Genomic DNA, 18,054 nt, shown 5'->3' on the forward strand with positions numbered 1-18,054 from the left:
CCAAGCTATCCATAAGGCGGCGAGCCCGATCCTGGTGAATAAAAAGTAACCTATCCTCATACACTCCTTAAAAATCTTAGACTTTTTAGATTTAAAATGTAATAAAGCCCATTAACAATGGGCTCAAAAATTTAACCCCAGAAGTAACACTGATCAAGCTCCAGCCTAGTCAACTAAAGCAATAACAGTCAATAGCTCAACCTTCTAGTTGGAAAACTCAACTATATTGGAAGCTTTGCCTTGATTTAAAACTGGCGTCCCACAGTTATAACAAATATTGTTAGAGCCATTAACATTTGAGGATGTTGACTTAAGCCAAACGGCAGTACCCCTATTCTTATTATTGAATATATTGTTAGAAATGATCCCATAATCTGACTGAGCAACAACCATATTGAAGTCGTCAGAGGAGTGATTCACGAAAGAATTACCGGAAATATTAAAGGAGAAAGAGCCCTCCGTTAATAAAACCCCGATAACATTGCCAGAGGTCTGCTCCCGCGTGTATATGAGATTGTTGTTGACATTAACTTGATTTGCTTCTTTAGCCCAAATGCATATTTTTCTACAAGCAATGTGCGAATTTGACACATTTAGCTGGGGCTGAATGGAGCTATTATTCGTGTAGACCCCATAATTTACTGCTACAAAATTACTTTGATCAATGAACACCCCCTCATGGCTCACTGTTTGAACAGCAAAATTAGCATAAAAAATTCGAGCATCTGATATTGTTACAATAACGGGATCACCAGAACCCCGCATCAATATCGCACTATCACTGAAGGATGAAAAATCTGAATTTGTTTTTCCAAGAAAATTGAAATTATTAATTACTGCACCGAGGCTAGAGTCAATAATCAACCCGTTCTTCCAACCATGGTTTTGCGCACCGTTGTACCCCTTTATGAGCACATCATCAATGACGATTTTACCCTGACCTCGCGGCTGGATATAATTTTCATTAATGGAATTTGACCCATCGTACCAATAGGCATTGGCGGCATTACTTGACTTTGACAGTAGCGTAATACCTTTTAGGTGGACCGGGTTTATACCGGCAGGAGGCTTGACATATATCCCACTTACACCACTCTCCCAGACCATTTTAGAAAGGCCTGCACCATCCCCAACAATAGATGTGATTTCCCCAGTAAAATCTAAGCGAGAAGACAAATTAAACTCACCAGCTGGAACATATAAATGTGACTCTGCTCCAGCAATAGCTGCTTTAAATGCGGCAGTGTCATCGACACCATCATTTGGAATTGCACCATATTTAGTGACGTCATTTGTATCGTTTGCAAGTGCTGAAACACTCAGGAATGCGAGAAAAACCAACACACAACTTTTAATCATCATTAATAATCCAAACCAAAGCTCATTTGAAATGTATTTAATTTTCTATAACAGAAAGACAACTATCGATTTGAGCAAACCTCCTTGTTAGCTAAAGTTATTGAAAGACTATCACATTAACACCACAACATATAGGCAACTATTTCCAATAAGTGAGGCTCAAATTAAGTAGGGCAGAATGGACTTTGACTTAGACAACCATAACAATAGCCTGTTATAGCCAATAAAGCCTGTACAATAAAATAACTCAACAGACCACCGTATATCAATTGCGGACATCAATCTGAAACAGGCAAGGCGGTATGGAAAAGTTAGTACTGATCATTGGCTTTTCCAATGATCAAAATGGATTTATCAAAAGTAACGCCCCTTTTGCTAACACTCTAAATAATCTGCAACCACCTGCATAGTAAGTGGTTTGGTGAAAGCTCCTAAAGGGGGCTAGTTACAATCCCGCCAGCTGCACCTGCTCTTGACGACGCTATTCACCCTCTTGATTCTTGACATGCTATCAAATTATCTGCTCATCAAGCTCCACTGTACTAATACAGTATCCCCGGGCCCAAAAGTGTCTTCCAGAAAAATTTCTCTGTACATGCTTGTACTTCCGAAATATCTGGATCGCAGATTTCCCTTTCAAAAACCCAAGCACATTAGAAACACTGAATTTCGGAGGTATCAGTAACAACATATGAATGTGATCCTTCATTGCGTACCCCTCGACTAACTCAACACCCTTTAGACGGCATAAATCTCGAAATATCGCTCCTATCTTCCGTCTCAATATTCCAAATAATAATTTCTTTCGATACTTAGGCATAAATACCAAGTTGCACCTGCAATAATGCTTCACGTTAGTTTGGCACTGCCAATCTCTCATATGGCCTCTTTTATTGAATTTGCCGGTTCATAAAGGCCATATTTTTCATTCTACACACCGGAACGGCAGAGCCCTGTCAAATTTCACCGCCAGAGGCAGTGGTTTACCTATATATATTAATTCTTGGTAAAGCCTTAGACAATCAGAGTAAGTCCTGCTCTGGTTCAGTAATGGGTTAGCTTTTTATTTTGTGGATACTCTAATTTCACTACTCGAAATACAGCGTCACGAGCACCCACTAGCCTTTCAAGACCACTTTGTGACTCCCTTACACAACAAGTTAATGCTATATGGAATTATCCCACCCTGTATTTGCCTTTACCTGGCCTCAAGGCCATTTTCCCTGGGAACTGAAATGTACTAGGTTTGCCCCACCCGGACGCCGCCTGGGTGCCGAAATAATCCTAACCTCTCTGAACACTACTACTGACGTGATATAAAGATCCTACAGCTTGAGTTTATAGAAGCTAAATCGCCTAAGTTCTGGGGCATTTGGCCACATCTGTCCGTATTTTTCCTAGGCTATTTACAAGATGGGAAACCGAGGATAAATTGCCCGACTTCTTTATTTTTAGCAATCCCCATCTGTCAGGCTAAGCACTCCTTCCTTCACAGGGAAAAATCGTAGTAATCGCATGACGTGGTGGCTTAGCTATTTCCGCGAGGTCCCTTATCATAATGAAACCAGAGTTCTTAGCGCATATCCTGGATAGCAAATTATTTATCACCATATGCCTGATCTCAGTAGTGATGTTATTACGTGGCCTGCTCACACTAGTAATAGCACGAAGTAGTTGGCAAAAAGCGGATAAGCGCCGCCGTATCAATACCGTACATAACCTTGGCAACTTGTTATTGGTTGTTGGCCTGATAGCCATTTGGGTAAGCGAACTCCGGGACTTTGCCCTATCCATTGCCGCTTTCTCTGTGGCAATTGTATTGGCACTGAGAGAGGGGGTGCAGTGCCTCGTTGGTGGCTTGTATCAGGCAAACATGCGCTCGTTTACTGTAGGAGACTGGATTAAAGTCGGCAATCAATTTGGTGAAGTCACCGATAGTGACTGGCTAAGCACCACCCTTTTGGAGATCGATCCGCACGGTTTGGGCAATGGCTATACAGGAACAACTCTGTATATCCCTAACAATGCCTTCTTTACCCAACCGGTAAAGAACCTGAACTTTATGCGCCGGTATATTGAGCATACCTTTTCGATTACTCGGGAAAGCAAAGGAATGAATCCATTTGAAGCCAAGAAGTTTATTTCTGAGCGACTTAAAGAACACTGCGAGTCCTTCCGTGAAGTTGCCGAACGCTACTGCAACCTGATCGAGAATCGCATGGGCGTTGAGCTGTCAGGGCCTGATGCAAAAGTCTGTATTACAACGAATGAACTCGGCCACGATGTAACCACGGTAACCGTATTTTGCCCCCGAGAGGAAGCCACCAATATCGAACAGCTGGTGACTGAAGACTTCTATAACTTTTGGTTCGAGAAGACCAAGGACGTGGAGTCTAAAGCTTAACGCAGTCGTATTAAAGGGTATCGGCGATTGAAGCCGCTAGCAGTTCTGCATTGCTAGCGGCTATTGTATGAATTTGCCGTTAACTTTCCCCATCGACCCGGAAGTTGGCAACCTCCCAGGCGCGCTCACGGATAACCCGCGCATTATCCTCTAGGTTGGAGGTGCCTGTAGGGTCTCCATCTATTGTGATATCCGGGTTGGACCACTGCTGAATTCTGGGGCCGCCTCGATCCGACGGGCAATTGTAGGCCATCACACTCCTCCAAGTTGAAGGGGTGGTATTACAGTAGCCGTGGCCATATTCGAACGGCTCCATATTCGAATCACTGTAGATGATATGTCGGGCTCCCAGAAGGTGGCCAATTTCATGGGCAAAGCTGAAGTACCCCGTTGCGCACCCTTCCCTTGCGAAAGCAAAGGCTGTTGATTCCGATGCGTAGATCGTCTTAGCCAGTCCACATGATCCGCTGTACAAATCATTGCCGGTTAAAACAATCATTACATCTGCACTATACAAGTCTCTAAGTTCGTATAGTTCTTTAGTTTCTGGATATGCGTCATTCGAAAAGTACTCGCGATCAACATAGAAGCTACCGCTTTCTGCATAGCCAGTTCTATAAGCGTGAACAATTTCTACCGAGGTATCGACTTCACTATTGGTAAATGAAATATTGGTTTCCTCTTCCAATAAATCCATGTAGGCGGGTACATCACCGGCATCTGCCTCAAAGGCATCGGTATAAGCGACTATGACAGTTATTTTTCCACCAGAGTCAGTAGTCGCAATTCCTGAGGTTGTGTTTAGCGCACCAACCTTGGGAGTAAAATCCATCTCTTCGAAGTAGTTACTATCATGGTCGACAAGTGAATTATCTGGAACCTCAGTGATTGTAACCGCACCTTTTCCGGCAGGTCTCACTTTGTAGAGCCTACCTTCAGATTGTATTGAGCCAACAATTCTACCGTTGTTCTCGGCTAAGGTGATAAACCCTTTTCCATCCTCAGAAAATGCAGATAATGAAGCCCTATTTTTTATTGATCGAATATTTTGCAAGGTAAACCGTTGCTTGCCTAGCTCACTGGGAACCTCAAGGGTATTACCGGGCTTTAAGCTAAAAATCTTATTATTTAAACTTTTTTTAGTTTTATGTGAGATTAGATTTGATCTACTTTCATTCATGGAAGATTCAAAAATAATATGCACATTTTCTTCTGAATAAGCGCCAAATGTAGAAAATAGCAACACGAAAGTCGCAAGAATTTTAAAGCTTTTCACAGACATACTCCCTGTATCTGCTTCTCGGAAAATCAATTTAGAAAAATCCACACTAAAGATAAAAATAAATCTGTTAATGCAGCCTTTAAAAGACTGAATAGAAATATTTATTGAAATCCATAGTGCGCGGCTACTCTATATGATTTTTAACTTAAAAAATATTCTTACGCCTACCAATAATTTAACTTCGCAAATTTTTGACAAGTTACTATCTGAAGAGCAGATAACTTTTTGGAAAATTAAATTCAAATGAAAGCTTAATCACAATCCTTTAAATGGAAACTGAAAATATTTTACTTAACCACTCAATAAATGCTCTAACCCTGGGAGATAAAAAGCGATTCTGGGTGAACACAACCGATACCGGCTCGCTGGGCGGGCGAAAATTGGGCAATATTTCAACTAAATTTCCAGCATCCAACTCTTTTTCCACATGAAACTTTGGAAACTGAGCTAATCCGAGCCCCCGCTTAACGCCATCCAAGTAACTCTCTGTCCCAGTTACCGTCAATTGCGCCGGAACTTGCAACGTCTCTATCCTATCGCCAAGACAAAAAGAGAGCGGCGTAGACTTGCCAGTCGTTATAGAGCGAAGCGCTACAACACGGTGACCATTCAGTTGTTCCAAAGAGCTTGGGTGGCCGTAGTGTTCCAGGTATTGCGGCGATGCGCATGTAAGCCGTTCCAGCATGGTTAAACGCCTGGCAATCAGCTCACTATCCGCCAAGTGTCCATAGCGAATAGCACAGTCGACCCCTTCTTGGACTAAGTCCACCCATCGATCCCCCTCACTCATTACCAAAGAAATGTCAGGATACTGGGCAAAAAATTGGGGGAGTTGCGGCATAACAAAATGACGGGCAATAGTCCCTTGTACGTCTACCCGCACCTCACCGCCTGGCAATAAACCTGTAAATGCCCCTTCTGCTTCCTCTACGTCCGCAAGTATTGAAATACAGCGTTGATAATACAGTTCTCCATCCAGTGTTGCCCTGACCTTGCGAGTCGATCGCTGCAACAACCTGACTCCCAGCCGTTTCTCTAGCCGGTTGATCACCTGAGTCGATGTCGACCTCGGAATCCCAAGATCAGTAGAAGCGGCTGTAAAACTGCCCCGCTCCACAATCCGCACGTACAAGCGCATCGCATCCAGCTTATCCATATCGCCCTATTGTTTGTTTATTTGGAACAATAGATTCCATTTTAGCCGGATTATCTACATGAATAACACGAATAGTATGGAAATACAGCCAAATCAGGGAGCAGCAAGGGCAGCTCCAGTAATCACTACGGAGATCATTATGAAGAAAGTGGCACTGGTAACAGGAGCTTCCCGTGGCATAGGCGCGGCGATCGCCTCTCGCCTGGCAAAGGATGGCTTTACCATTCTGGTGAACTTTGAAAGTAATATTTCAGCTGCCGAAAAGTTGGTAAACCGCATTGAAACCGAGGGTGGCAAGGCGGTTACTGCCCAAGCCGATATCAGTGATCAACAGGCGGTTTCACGCCTATTCAACTCTGCAGAAGTCACCTTTGGCGGAATCAATACTGTCATTAATAATGCGGGCATTATGAAACTAGCCCCTCTGGCAGAATGTGAAGAAGATGATTTCGATCGTCAGGTAGCTGTAAATCTTAAGGGCACCTTCAATGTCATGCGTGAAGCCACCGCAAGGCTTCAAGAAGGTGGCCGGATTGTCAACTTATCCTCGAGTGTCGTCGACTTGTGTATGCCGAATTACAGCGTATATGCGGCGACCAAGGCAGCTGTTGAAGCTCTGACCCAGGTAGTCGCCAAGGAAATGCGGGGGAGAGATATCACTGTGAATGCCGTCGCCCCAGGACCTACGGCTACCGAGCTCTTCCTATCCGGAAAGACTGATGAAATGGTGGGAACTCTTGCCAAAATGTCGCCACTTGAGCGATTGGGAAGGCCTGAAGATATTGCGAATACCGTTGCCTTTTTAGTTAGTGAGCAAGGTGGCTGGATCAACGGCCAAGTTATACGAGCCAACGGTGGAATTATCTAGCTTCACAGCCAATGCCCGCTTCAACTTAACAATCTCCAACTGATCGTTATACCAGTTGGAAAGAGGACTAAAAACCAATGGTCGATCAAGCCCAAGTACCGTCGGCTAAATACATCAGGGATACCCTTATCGCTGCAACTATTGCCAGTGCAGCAGCATTCACTTGCTCTATGTTAGAACTACCACCCTGGGCTATGTTTGTTGGCTGGGTTGCTTTCTTTTCACAGCCAGGCTCTGCCTTCAGCGCAATCTCCAGTGGGATTTGTGTTGCTCTGGGAATATTGATGGGGATGACAGCAGCTATAATTAATGCCCTATTGCTACCAATAATGGGCAATATTGCCTTCGCAGTTATAGTGTTTTCCGTTGCATTTGTGGTGGTATCACTAAGAGGACTGCCACTTGTAGATAATATCATTGCCTGGTTTTTAGGGTTAATCACTTTCTTTGCAGCCCATCCAGCCAACGTTCTATCTGGAGTGATTGGGCTGACAATAGTGACCGCTCTAGGCATCCTCGCTGGCTATTGCTGCTCCTACCTACAATCTCTTACTGGAGAAAGTAAAGCTAATTGATAGTCAGGGAGTCTCGGCATAATTCAGTAATATCCTACAGGACTTAAGAGGCCCCCTGATTTTAAGCTGGTAATCCCAATTTATGTTCAAAACTATATAAATTGAGCGCTAAGTCGTATCCCCCCTCTCTCAATTCACACCGCAAATATCCAGTATCCTATTCATTAGGTCATTATTTCTACTACTTAACATACGCGATACGGTATAGTGGTTTTTATTTTTCAAAAGTATATATTCGCACGGGCTTTTCGTTTGCTGAAGCTTCCCACAGTATCTTTTTGACTGATCAATAAATTCCGCAGTCTCATCATCACCTACTGCAACAATTGCTTTGGTGAAACATCTAATATCGCCAAAAATGGGACTCAAATTAATAACGTCATCTTCTGATAAACGCAGAGATTCATTGAGGTAAGATTGCCTCATCTTTGTTAAGTCATAGAGCCCGCTTAACATAATGGCGCCGCTAATTGAGCTACGGATTTTAGGTGTCCACTCAAATTCTAAAATTTTAGCAACAAGGAAGGCCCCAACAGAGTGACCACAGATTACTATATTATTGGGGTTGCCATTCCAGCGATCAATATTCTTATATATCCATAAGAATGCCTTTATATTTTGCTCAATAATTTCTTTAACACTGACGGCGGGCGCCAAATCATAGTTGACCAAAGCAACTGTACACCCGGCCTCTACAAAGGGCTTGGCAATGTACCGGTATTGCTTTTTATCTAGCGCCCGGAAATACCCACCGTGGATGAACACAAAAACCGGTGCATTAGGAGATTTAGCAGGGAATATATCAACCTTTTCACCGGGGCTATCTCCGTAGCTGATATCCAGTGAGTTTCTCAGGGTTTGCGTGGCCAAATAGCTTTGTAGCTCATTGATTAGCAGATGGACTCTACCAAATGGGTGCCGCTTGCGCAGATTAAACTGATCATCATACTCACTCATTCTATGTTTCGACTCCGCAAGTGCTGGCATAAACTGCCTATTTTACACTAAAGGTTCTTTCTAGAGTCTAAGGAGCCTCTAAACAATTCCGTAACTCCCCTGGCTTGTGTGGCGGGCCTATTTAGCACAGAAAGCATCCTATAAAGGAAGAGACCCTATAATAATAAACACCTGTAGAGGCCTAAATATGTGTCAACTATTTCAACAACTCAGATATTGCGGACAAATGGTAGAAAGCCATCTCAATTTTGCTAGCCCAAATAGAGAAATACAATTTCTTCCAAACATTCTGATCTATATATAACGCCTATAGTTAAACTTTTAGTTTTATCCTACAAATTTTGAACTACAGATCCGCAGAGGACCAAAAGAATGTTAAAGCGTTTAACCGTGTCTATTCTAAGCCTCGTAATTCTGTGCGGCGTACCCTTCGTATTATCTCAAGAAAACCCAAAACCTTTTGTTTTCACTGCCATCCCAGACCAGGACCCGGAGCGCTTACAAAAACGCTTTGGCAAAGTTGCAAAGTATTTGTCCGACGCGCTTGGGGTTGAAGTTACATACTTACCAGTCAAATCCTATAGCGATACGGTTAAAGCCTTTAAAAATAACAAAGTTCAATTGGCCTGGTTCGGCGGATTTACTGGAGTACAGGCCCGTATTGCGGAGCCTGGCGCCAAGGCCATTGCCCAGGGAGAAGGAGATCAAAATTTCACCTCCTATTTTATTGCGAATAAAAGTACTGGGCTCACTCCCTCAAAAGAGTTCCCCCGTGGTATTGAGGGTATGACCTTTGCTTTTGGTTCAGAGCACTCCACTTCTGGGCGGCTAATGCCGGAGTATTTTATTAGAAAAGCACTGGGCAAGCCCCCGGCCGAGGTGTTCAGCCGTGTAGGCTTTGCCGGCGACCACTCCAGTACCCTCGATCTAGTGCAGTCTGGGAAATATCAGGTGGGCGCCCTGAATCACAAAGTGTGGGAGAACGAAAAGAAAGCCGGCAAAGTGGATGAGAGCAAGGTGCAAGTAATCTGGAAAACCCCAGGATATCCAGATTACAACTGGACAATTCGTGGGGATGTCGATGAAACCTGGGGCAACGGTTTCTTAGACAAGGTCCAGCAGGCGATTTTGAATATGCGGGACCCTAAACTACTTGCCGCATTTCCCCGCAAAGGGTTTATCAAAGCCGACAACTCAATGTACCAACCAATCGTCGAGACCGCTCATGAAATTGGCTTGTTGAACAATGAGTAAGCGAATTAGATTCAAATTGCCCCTGCTAACTAGTTCATGGCCTAGCTAAGAAGCCTCCGGGGGTGTCAGATCCTGCAAACGATCCCTGATAATATCCGCCAATCTCCGTGCGCCGGGACCAATATCGTCCCGGTTAGGGAAGATCAGGTACATAGGGACCTCCCTTTTACTTCCTCCTTGGAGGGGCAAGGGTTTTAAGCTTCCCTCAGTGAGTTCATTCAGAATTTTGTCTTCTGGCAGCCATGAAAAACCATAGCCTTTACAAGCAGCGCCAATCAAAGAAGACATGCTACTTAGAGTCCACCGCTTAGCCACTTCAACCGTGAGCGTTTTACTACCACTCTGGGGGTTCGTATCCCGAACCACCAGATGACGATGATTGCGGAGATCATTCATAGTTAGCGGGCGGTCCAGTTCATGCAGGGGGTGCTTGGGATGGGCCACCGGGATTAGACGTGCAGGAGATGGCAGTAATTCACCGTTGTAGCCCAGCGGTATTCTGGGGCTGATTGCAAAATCAACTCTCCCCTCATTCAAGGCTTCTAAAGTTCCACTAATCACCATCTCATGCACTTCAATACGAGTTTGAGGGCTCTCTTCGCCAAAAAGCGCTAGGCAGTCCAACAACAACCAAATTGGGAATAGCACCTCCACGGAAATCGCAATCTGGGACTCCCATCCAGCCGAGGCCCGGCTGGCGGCCTGCTCCAATGCAGAAGCATCCTCCAGTAATTGCTTTGCGTGACGGTAGAGCATCTCACCTGCGGGAGTCAGAATCGCCTTGCGTCCACTAATGGTGAAAACCGCTACAGCCAGTAGTGATTCCAACTTCTGCACCGAATAGCTTACCGACGACTGACTCTTGTGCAGTAGCTCGGCGGCCTTTGCATACCCTCCCCCTTCAACTACCGCTATCAGGCAACGCCACTGCTCAAGAGTGATCTTTGGGTTTGATAATTGCGCCAACTGTTGTTTCATGATCGAATTTTTCGATGTAAATAAGCAGATAATTCTAATTTTTAATCAATTTAATGAATGTTTCAATAGCTTCATACAAAGTTAGTTACGAGGAAGCAGTCATGGCAAAGGTACTCAACATCAAGTCCAGCCTCTTTCAAGAGAACGGCCAGTCATCTCAACTTACGGACAATTTCATAGCGAGCTGGAAGGCTAAGAACCCGCAAGATGAAATCATCCATCGTGACTTGGTATCCGAGCCTGTACCTCATCTGAGCCTGGAGCACTTTCAAGCCCACAATACGCCAGCTGATAGCCGTTCAAACAAGCAAAGTGAAATTGCAGAACTTTCGGACAAGTTGATAGAGGAGATATCATCGGCAGATCTGCTGGTGCTAGGTATCCCGATGTATAACTTCAACGTCCCGTCTAATTTGCACACCTACTTCGACTTTATTGCACGTGCCGGGGTAACATTCCGATATACCGAAAACGGCCCTGAGGGCTTATTAAGGAACAAAAAAGCCGTCGTTTTTATTTCACGGGGTGGTATTTATGGTGATGATCATCCCCAAAGTAATTACCTTCGACAGTTCTTGGGGTTTATTGGTATTACTGATGTGGAGTTTGTCTATGCTGAAGGCTTGGCAATGGGAGATGAAGCAAAAGAAAAGGCGTTGGCAGCTGCGAAGAAGCGTATTGCTGAACTTGTGTGAGATACGGAGATAAACAAGCTCTTATTTGAGTTGTATTAGTTCAGACCAAATCTGACACATCCTCTTGAAAAAGAGGGGTTTACCGGTTTTGATGAAGGTGCCTAAACCTAAAAGCAAAACCAAGGATAAACCCCATGATCCATACTAATGATCGCATCATCAAACACAAGACCGGATTGCTAAATCTGGCAGAAGAACTCGGCAATATCTCCAAAGCTTGCAAGATGCTGGGTGTGTCGAGAGACACTTTCTATCGCTATAAGGAAGCCGTTTCAAGTGGCGGTGTGGACGCCCTTCTTGAGAAGAACCGGCGTGTGCCCAACCACAAGAACCGTGTTGACACAGTCATTGAAGAGGCAGTGTTAACTTATGCCCTCCAAGAGCCTGCCCATGGGCAGGTTCGAGTTTCCAATGAACTGCGTAAACGCGGTGTATTTGTGTCCCCTAGTGGCGTTCGGAGTATCTGGTTACGGCATGACCTGGCTAACTTCAAATTGCGATTAAAGGCACTTGAGGCCAAGGTCGCTGAGGAGGGACTGATCCTCACAGAGTCACAGGTTCAGGCTTTGGAGAGAAAACGGCATGATGATGAAGCCTGCGGTGAAATTGATACTCAACACCCAGGTTATCTGGGCTCGCAGGATACCTTCTATGTAGGAACCTTTAAGGGCGTCGGACGTGTTTACCAACAAACCTATGTCGATACCTATGCAAAGGTGGCTCATTGCAAGCTGTACACCACCAAAACGCCAATCACTGCGGCGGACCTCCTGAATGACCGTGTACTACCGTTTTATGCCTTACATGATCTACCAGTGCTGCGTATCCTAACTGATCGCGGTACGGAGTATTGTGGCAAATTGGAACAGCACGACTACCAGTTATATCTAAGTGTGAACGAAATAGAACACACTAAGACAAAAGCCAGACATCCACAAACTAATGGAATCTGTGAGCGCTTCCATAAGACCATTTTACAAGAGTTCTACCAACCCTCATTACGCCGCAAGATCTATGGATCAATAGAAGAGTTACAAACGGATCTGGACGAGTGGCTCACATATTACAATAATGAGAGAACTCATCAGGGTAAGAAGTGTTGCGGTCGAACACCGTTAGCAACTCTTGAAGATGGAAAAAGCATCTGGAAGGAAAAGCTCGTAAACTGAATTTGACCTGACAGAGCATCTCCTGAGAAACCGGTAACTGTCAGATCAAGTCTGAACTACTACATTTGAGTACCTGTAGGGGGAAACTAATCCTCCCCCTCTATTAAAAAAAACCGGCAGATTATTGCTTAACCTATCTTACATATATCAAATCTTATTTAGAGCTTCTTAAAATAGAATGTTACCCCAAGCGCACCGCCATGATCTGTAAAATCCAAATAGCAATGTGACATAGCCTCCCTTTGAATTTGGGAAAGCAACTTATTTAAATCATAGTTGTTCATCTGCATTCTTGGAGCCATAAAAGGCTCGCCTTTAAGAAGGTTAAGGATATTTCCTGAAAAAGGCACAGTACTACTCAAAAATGAAGTCAACCTTTTTAGTTTTGAAGTTATGGCATATGAAAAATGGGCAACGCAAACCCCGCCCGATTCTAACTTATCAAGCAGAAGACTAAATAGTCTTTGCCCTTTTTTAACAGGGATATGTTGAAACACTATAAAGGAGTGGATGAAGTTGAATTTCCCTTGAACTAGAGAGAGCTTCTCATCAGCTTTCACAAATTCAATATTCTTTAAGCCTTGCTCATGACTATTTTTTTTAGCCTCCATAAGCATCGAATCAGATATGTCAACACCTGTAACATCTTCAGTAATATACGCTAAAGGGATCGCTACTCTTCCAACTCCACAGCCAAAATCAAGCGCCCTCTTGACGACAAAGCCATCATCTACATGTTGTTTCACTTTTGTCAGTATATTGTGAACATGGCTTTGTCCCGTTTTAAAGAAATCTTGCTTTGCGCTATCTGTTAAGTTTTCCTTCCTAAATTTATCTTCGGTTAGAACACCGTAATAAGCATCTTCTTTGCCAAACTTTTCCCACTCTTTGTCAGAGTCAGCAATAAACATCGACATTCTCCCGCTACTACCTCACTCACTCCAAATCTAAGGCCATTTGAAATAAGCAATTCCATTTCACCACGAATACGAGACGATTGTATCAAGAAATGTCTTTCCAAAACGAATATTTATAGGGTACCGGTGTACCACTTCATCCTCAGGGAACTCAAAGCATATTGACGGCCTTGGCGAGCCACGCCCTACTCAGATTGAGTAGTTTCAATAGCGGCTCTAATCTATTTAGCTGCACCTTCATTCCATAATATATGGTTATATAGCTAAGTATAAGCAATCCACCCAGGCACTACTTTTTGCCAACTGAATTATTTAAGTTTGCGGTCTTGTAATAAAAACATAGCCCCCCCTTCTTAATACAACCCAATGCGTTGAGCCCCTGCAACTCTATTTAGGGGCTATAAGTTTGAGACGGTTATCACATAAAAGGATATTTGTTTTTGAAATGTAGTAAAAAGGCTATTGTTAGCTATTCACCGCATCATCCATATACTTCACTGCCTCTCCTATAGAAATAGTGAACACACCCGCTTTACCGTTATCATATTCTCGCTTCCACGAATCATAGCCCTCCTCAAAATCAGGTATCTCAGACTCCCCCATCAGCTCATTTAAACTCGCCCCTAGTGCCTCAATTGAAAACGGCATATGAGTAATTTCCTCAATGACCTCTCCATTATTAGGGTTATAAATTTTAATGCCTGAAATCTGAGCATGTACCACCATTGAATCGTCCTTAGACTCTTCAATTTTTAATATGATAACCCGCGAATTCTCCTCGCCCTCTCGATTATCATATTTCCACACTTGACCTTCTTTAACTTTTAAATCCATCCCGACTCTTCACTTTAAATTATCTGCTAATAACATTTATGCAATATCGGTGCTTCCTTGCATGCCCCATAGAAGTAATAATCTATAACGTCTATATCAGGCTTCTATACTGCGCTCTATCTAGCTTGGAAGTGAGGCTCAATCATGTATGGATAGTTACTCACCTTACCTGGGATTAGCATTTTGACTCCAAACACTATTCGGCTTCTTGATTTAAATCATTGCTGATGCTTCATTACTTCAGCGAATAATTTAAAACGATGACATGTTGGTGGAGCTGGAACTAAAGAGGTTCACTTTGTATCTTGAGACTCGCAGTAGCACCCTATTCAGGGATCTTGTGACTTATGGGGGGCCAGAAAGTAAAAAGCCAGGCCCATTAACCTGGCCTGGCTTTATTTACTTTATAGTTAAAGCTCTGTTAAAGCGCTTCGGCCGCTTCTGCTCTCTCATTTTTTTCTGACGAAATGTCTTGTTTAGCCAGCTCCACTTCCTGCTTATGCACTCTCTTGCCAAACAACCGCTGCACCACAACAAAGAACAGCGGGATAAAGAAAATTCCCAGTAGAGTTCCAACAATCATGCCGCCGAACACACCGGTACCGATTGCCCGCTGGGCACCTGAGCCAGCTCCGGTTGCTATGGCTAAGGGCAACACCCCCAAACCAAAAGCGAGAGATGTCATTAAAATCGGGCGTAACCTGTCCCGTACAGCTCGCATTGTGGCATCTACCAGTTCCATACCGTCTTCCAGATTCTGTTTCGCAAACTCCACAATCAGGATGGCATTTTTACTGGTTAGCCCCACTGTTGTCAGCATCGCGACTTGGAAGTAAATGTCGCGCTCCATGCCCCTTATGCTATTGGCCAGTACTGCACCCAGAATCCCCAAAGGAGCCATCAATAGTACTGCTGTCGGTACTGTCCAGCTTTCATAGAGAGCAGCCAAACACAAGAACACGATCAAAAGGGACAGGGTATACAGCAATGGGGTTTGTGCTCCAGCAGAGCGCTCTTGATATGAGAGACCACTCCACTCCATACCAATACCTGCGGGTAGCTGCGCCACTAGGCGCTCAACCTCTTCCATTGCTTCACCAGAGCTGACTCCGGATGCAGCCTGCCCATTAACCTGCATTGATGGAACGCCGTTATAGCGCTCCAAGCGGGGGGAACCGTACTCCCAGCCAAAACTGGCAAAGGATGATAGCGGTACCATATCGCCCTTATCGTTACGCACTGACCACAATTGGAAGTCTTCCGGGACCATCCTAAAGGGAGCATCAGCCTGCATATACACGCGTTTTACCCGCCCGCGATCGATAAAGTCATCAATATATGAACCGCCCCATGCTGTACTCAAAGCGCTGTTAATATCGTCGATAGACAAGCCAAGTGCAGCTGCTTTTGCATTATCAATTTTTACACGGAATTGCGGGGTATCTTCTTGGCCATTGGGGCGAACATTAGCCAAAAGTTCACTCTGCCCGGCCATTCCCAGAAACTGGTTCCTGGCTGCTGTTAAAGCCTCATGACCCAAACTGCCATTATCCTGAAGATAAAAGTTGAAACCACCAGAAGAACCCAACTCGGGGAGCGGCGGAGGTGCGAAAGCGAAAGCCATCGCATCTTTAATTTGCATCAAGGCACCCATCGCGCGCATAGCGACAGACCCAGCGCTCTGTGACTCTTCTTCGCGCTGGGACCAATCCTCCAAATTTACAAAAGCAATACCGGTATTTTGCCCACTGCCGGCAAAGCTGAACCCCTGTACCGAGAATACTGATTTCACGATACCCTGCTCATTGTTCAGGAACTGGTCCTCTACTTTTCGGATAGAGTTCATAGTGCGCTCCTGGGTTGCCCCCACCGGCGCCTGCACCATGGAGAACAGCACACCCTGATCCTCATCCGGCAGGAATGAACTGGGCAATCGCAGGAATAGGAAGGCCATGACTGCGGAAAGCGCAACAAACAACAGCATAAAGCGACCGCTGCGCTTCAAAATACCTTGCACTCCACCTTGATAGCGCTGGCTACCTCGATCAAAGTTGCGATTGAACCAACCAAAAAAGCCTTTCTCCCCATGCCCCTCCCCTTTGGATAGGGGTTTCAGCAAGGTCGCACAAAGCGCCGGTGTCAGGATAATCGCCACCAACACTGACAACGCCATAGCTGCAACAATCGTGGCGGAGAACTGACGGTAGATCACGCCGGTGGCGCCATCCATAAATGCCATAGGTACAAACACTGCCGACAAAACTACGCCAATGCCAATCAGTGCCGCAGTAATCTGGTGCATCGACTTCTTCGTGGCTTCTTTAGGGGAGAGCCCTTCCTCCCGCATAACCCGCTCGACATTCTCCACCACCACAATGGCGTCATCCACAAGCAGGCCAATTGCAAGCACCATGGCAAACATCGTGAGCATATTGACTGAGAATCCCAGCGAAGCGAGTACGGCAAAAGTACCCATTAGCACCACTGGTACCGCAATCGTCGGAATCAACGTGGCACGGAAGTTCTGAAGAAACAGATACATCACCAGAAATACCAGGACGATCGCTTCAATCAAGGTAGAGATAACACCCTTAATAGATGCCTCAACAAACGGTGTCGTATCAAATGGTACTACCGAAGTCAGGCCACGGGGAAAGTAAGCCTCCAGCTCCTTCAACTTGGCTTTCACCCCATCAGCAGTTTCCAGGGCATTGGCCCCAGTCGCCAAGTTAATTGCGATGCCGGTTGCGGGCTGGCGATTGTAACGGGAAATAAACTCGTAATTCTCCGCACCTAGCTCGACTCGAGCAATATCTCCCAGGCGCAAGAGCGAGCCGTCGTCATTGGCTCTGACGATAATATCCCGGAACTCCTCAGGGGTTTGCAAACGTTCCTGGGAAGTAATTGCCGCATTTAGCTGTTGCCCTGGAATAGAGGGAGCAGCACCGAGGCTTCCGACCGTAACTTGTGCATTTTGGGCCCGCACTGCGTCGGTAACATCACCAGGGGTAAGTTCATAGGTGGTGAGCTTATTGGGATCGAGCCAAATCCGCATCGCGTACTTGGAACCAAATACCTGCACATTGCCCACGCCTGGCACCCGGCTGATCGGGTCAACAATGGCCGAATTGATATAGTCAGCAATATCATTGCGGTTCATACTGCCGTCTTCAGACACAAAGCCGGCAACCATTAGGAAGCCACCGCGAGACTTACTAACATTTACTCCTTGTACCTGTACCTCCTGTGGCAGCAGCGGCATCGCCAGTTGCACTTTGTTTTGCACCTGGACCTGGGCTGTATCCGGGTCAGTTCCATTCTCGAAAGTTAAAGAGATTGAAACACCACCGTTGGATTGACTGGTGGCGGACATATAAAGGAGACCATCGAGGCCCTTCATGTTGCGTTCGAGGATTTGAGTAACCGAATCCTCAACCACCTTGGCGGAAGCGCCCGGATAATTTGCCTCAATATTGATCGACGGTGGCGCGATATTTGGATAGCGCTCAACTGCCAGCTCGCCGATAGACAACACACCTGCCAGTATCGTGATAATTGCCAGCACCCAGGCAAAGATGGGCCGATTGATAAAAAAACTTGCCATAA

15 protein-coding genes are annotated in these 18,054 nt (G+C 45.1%); 6 read left to right on the forward strand and 9 right to left on the reverse strand.

Translation table 11 applies throughout. The annotated features are described in order from the left end of the window. Window positions 1–204: 204 nt before the first annotated feature. Complete coding sequence (locus ACJJIR_RS10590; RefSeq protein ID WP_444908344.1) at window positions 205–1,362, reverse strand: hypothetical protein; 1,158 nt, start codon at window positions 1,360–1,362, stop codon at window positions 205–207. Window positions 1,363–1,870: 508 nt separating this feature from the next. After that, window positions 1,871–2,239: an IS200/IS605 family transposase gene (tnpA, locus tag ACJJIR_RS10595; protein WP_444908345.1), complete on the reverse strand. Its 369-nt coding sequence runs from the start codon at window positions 2,237–2,239 to the stop codon at window positions 1,871–1,873. Between the two features lie 678 nt (window positions 2,240–2,917). Between tnpA and ACJJIR_RS10600 the strand changes: the two genes are divergently transcribed. Then, complete coding sequence (locus tag ACJJIR_RS10600; RefSeq protein WP_444897262.1) at window positions 2,918–3,763, forward strand: mechanosensitive ion channel family protein; 846 nt, start codon at window positions 2,918–2,920, stop codon at window positions 3,761–3,763. Window positions 3,764–3,842: 79 nt separating this feature from the next. Here ACJJIR_RS10600 and ACJJIR_RS10605 read toward each other — a convergent pair whose 3' ends face one another. Further along, window positions 3,843–5,039: a M12 family metallo-peptidase gene (locus tag ACJJIR_RS10605; RefSeq protein WP_444908346.1), complete on the reverse strand. Its 1,197-nt coding sequence runs from the start codon at window positions 5,037–5,039 to the stop codon at window positions 3,843–3,845. Between the two features lie 271 nt (window positions 5,040–5,310). Continuing rightward, window positions 5,311–6,201, reverse strand: a complete 891-nt coding sequence (locus tag ACJJIR_RS10610) for a LysR family transcriptional regulator (RefSeq protein ID WP_444908347.1) — start codon at window positions 6,199–6,201, stop codon at window positions 5,311–5,313. Window positions 6,202–6,259: 58 nt separating this feature from the next. Between ACJJIR_RS10610 and ACJJIR_RS10615 the strand changes: the two genes are divergently transcribed. Together ACJJIR_RS10615 and ACJJIR_RS10620 are read left to right on the forward strand one after the other, a co-directional pair. After that, window positions 6,260–7,069: an SDR family oxidoreductase gene (locus ACJJIR_RS10615; RefSeq protein ID WP_444908348.1), complete on the forward strand. Its 810-nt coding sequence runs from the start codon at window positions 6,260–6,262 to the stop codon at window positions 7,067–7,069. Window positions 7,070–7,239: 170 nt separating this feature from the next. After that, entirely contained in the window at window positions 7,240–7,644 is a 405-nt protein-coding gene (locus tag ACJJIR_RS10620) for a DUF1097 domain-containing protein (protein WP_444908417.1), read from the forward strand. A 129-nt stretch (window positions 7,645–7,773) separates the two neighbouring features. Here the strand turns inward: ACJJIR_RS10620 and ACJJIR_RS10625 are convergent, their stop codons facing one another. Next, window positions 7,774–8,601, reverse strand: a complete 828-nt coding sequence (locus tag ACJJIR_RS10625) for an alpha/beta hydrolase (RefSeq protein ID WP_444908349.1) — start codon at window positions 8,599–8,601, stop codon at window positions 7,774–7,776. Window positions 8,602–8,973: 372 nt separating this feature from the next. Between ACJJIR_RS10625 and ACJJIR_RS10630 the strand changes: the two genes are divergently transcribed. After that, window positions 8,974–9,855: a putative selenate ABC transporter substrate-binding protein gene (locus tag ACJJIR_RS10630; protein WP_444908350.1), complete on the forward strand. Its 882-nt coding sequence runs from the start codon at window positions 8,974–8,976 to the stop codon at window positions 9,853–9,855. Between the two features lie 45 nt (window positions 9,856–9,900). On the opposite strand, the gene ACJJIR_RS10635 is transcribed toward ACJJIR_RS10630, so the two are convergent. Next, complete coding sequence (locus tag ACJJIR_RS10635; protein ID WP_444908351.1) at window positions 9,901–10,833, reverse strand: LysR family transcriptional regulator; 933 nt, start codon at window positions 10,831–10,833, stop codon at window positions 9,901–9,903. A 101-nt stretch (window positions 10,834–10,934) separates the two neighbouring features. On the opposite strand from ACJJIR_RS10635, the gene ACJJIR_RS10640 reads away from it, so the two are divergent. Together ACJJIR_RS10640 and ACJJIR_RS10645 are read left to right on the forward strand one after the other, a co-directional pair. Beyond that, window positions 10,935–11,528, forward strand: coding sequence for an FMN-dependent NADH-azoreductase (locus ACJJIR_RS10640; protein WP_444908352.1), 594 nt, complete (start codon window positions 10,935–10,937; stop codon window positions 11,526–11,528). 134 nt (window positions 11,529–11,662) lie between these two features. Further along, window positions 11,663–12,697 carry an IS481 family transposase gene (locus ACJJIR_RS10645; RefSeq protein ID WP_444905427.1) on the forward strand — a complete coding sequence of 345 codons (1,035 nt, stop codon included), beginning with the start codon at window positions 11,663–11,665 and terminating at the stop codon, window positions 12,695–12,697. Between the two features lie 158 nt (window positions 12,698–12,855). Here ACJJIR_RS10645 and ACJJIR_RS10650 read toward each other — a convergent pair whose 3' ends face one another. From ACJJIR_RS10650 to ACJJIR_RS10660, 3 genes are all read right to left on the reverse strand, one after another. Continuing rightward, on the reverse strand, window positions 12,856–13,608 hold the full coding sequence (locus ACJJIR_RS10650; protein ID WP_444908353.1) for a class I SAM-dependent methyltransferase: 753 nt from the start codon (window positions 13,606–13,608) through the stop codon (window positions 12,856–12,858). Window positions 13,609–14,079: 471 nt separating this feature from the next. Next, a complete protein-coding gene (locus ACJJIR_RS10655) occupies window positions 14,080–14,448 on the reverse strand; it encodes a hypothetical protein (RefSeq protein ID WP_444908354.1) in 369 nt (122 codons plus the stop codon). Between the two features lie 421 nt (window positions 14,449–14,869). Then, the gene (locus tag ACJJIR_RS10660; RefSeq protein WP_444908355.1) at window positions 14,870–18,052 is read right to left on the reverse strand and encodes an efflux RND transporter permease subunit; all 3,183 of its coding nucleotides are present in this window, start codon (window positions 18,050–18,052) and stop codon (window positions 14,870–14,872) included. Window positions 18,053–18,054: the final 2 nt, after the last annotated feature.

This window comes from Microbulbifer maximicatervae (SeqCode), assembly GCF_052467385.1.

Excerpts from the sequence above, each read along its gene's own strand:
- ACJJIR_RS10590 (WP_444908344.1), bottom strand. The coding sequence starts at position 1,362 with ATGATGATTAAAAGTTGTGTGTTGGTTTTTCTCGCATTCCTGAGTGTT.
- ACJJIR_RS10600 (WP_444897262.1), top strand. The coding sequence starts at position 2,918 with ATGAAACCAGAGTTCTTAGCGCATATCCTGGATAGCAAATTATTTATC.
- ACJJIR_RS10655 (WP_444908354.1), bottom strand. The coding sequence starts at position 14,448 with ATGGATTTAAAAGTTAAAGAAGGTCAAGTGTGGAAATATGATAATCGA.
- tnpA (WP_444908345.1), bottom strand. The coding sequence starts at position 2,239 with ATGAGAGATTGGCAGTGCCAAACTAACGTGAAGCATTATTGCAGGTGC.
- ACJJIR_RS10650 (WP_444908353.1), bottom strand. The coding sequence starts at position 13,608 with ATGTTTATTGCTGACTCTGACAAAGAGTGGGAAAAGTTTGGCAAAGAA.
- ACJJIR_RS10630 (WP_444908350.1), top strand. The coding sequence starts at position 8,974 with ATGTTAAAGCGTTTAACCGTGTCTATTCTAAGCCTCGTAATTCTGTGC.
- ACJJIR_RS10615 (WP_444908348.1), top strand. The coding sequence starts at position 6,260 with ATGAATAACACGAATAGTATGGAAATACAGCCAAATCAGGGAGCAGCA.
- ACJJIR_RS10610 (WP_444908347.1), bottom strand. The coding sequence starts at position 6,201 with ATGGATAAGCTGGATGCGATGCGCTTGTACGTGCGGATTGTGGAGCGG.
- ACJJIR_RS10645 (WP_444905427.1), top strand. The coding sequence starts at position 11,663 with ATGATCCATACTAATGATCGCATCATCAAACACAAGACCGGATTGCTA.
- ACJJIR_RS10660 (WP_444908355.1), bottom strand. The coding sequence starts at position 18,052 with ATGGCAAGTTTTTTTATCAATCGGCCCATCTTTGCCTGGGTGCTGGCA.
- ACJJIR_RS10635 (WP_444908351.1), bottom strand. The coding sequence starts at position 10,833 with ATGAAACAACAGTTGGCGCAATTATCAAACCCAAAGATCACTCTTGAG.
- ACJJIR_RS10625 (WP_444908349.1), bottom strand. The coding sequence starts at position 8,601 with ATGAGTGAGTATGATGATCAGTTTAATCTGCGCAAGCGGCACCCATTT.
- ACJJIR_RS10640 (WP_444908352.1), top strand. The coding sequence starts at position 10,935 with ATGGCAAAGGTACTCAACATCAAGTCCAGCCTCTTTCAAGAGAACGGC.
- ACJJIR_RS10620 (WP_444908417.1), top strand. The coding sequence starts at position 7,240 with ATGTTAGAACTACCACCCTGGGCTATGTTTGTTGGCTGGGTTGCTTTC.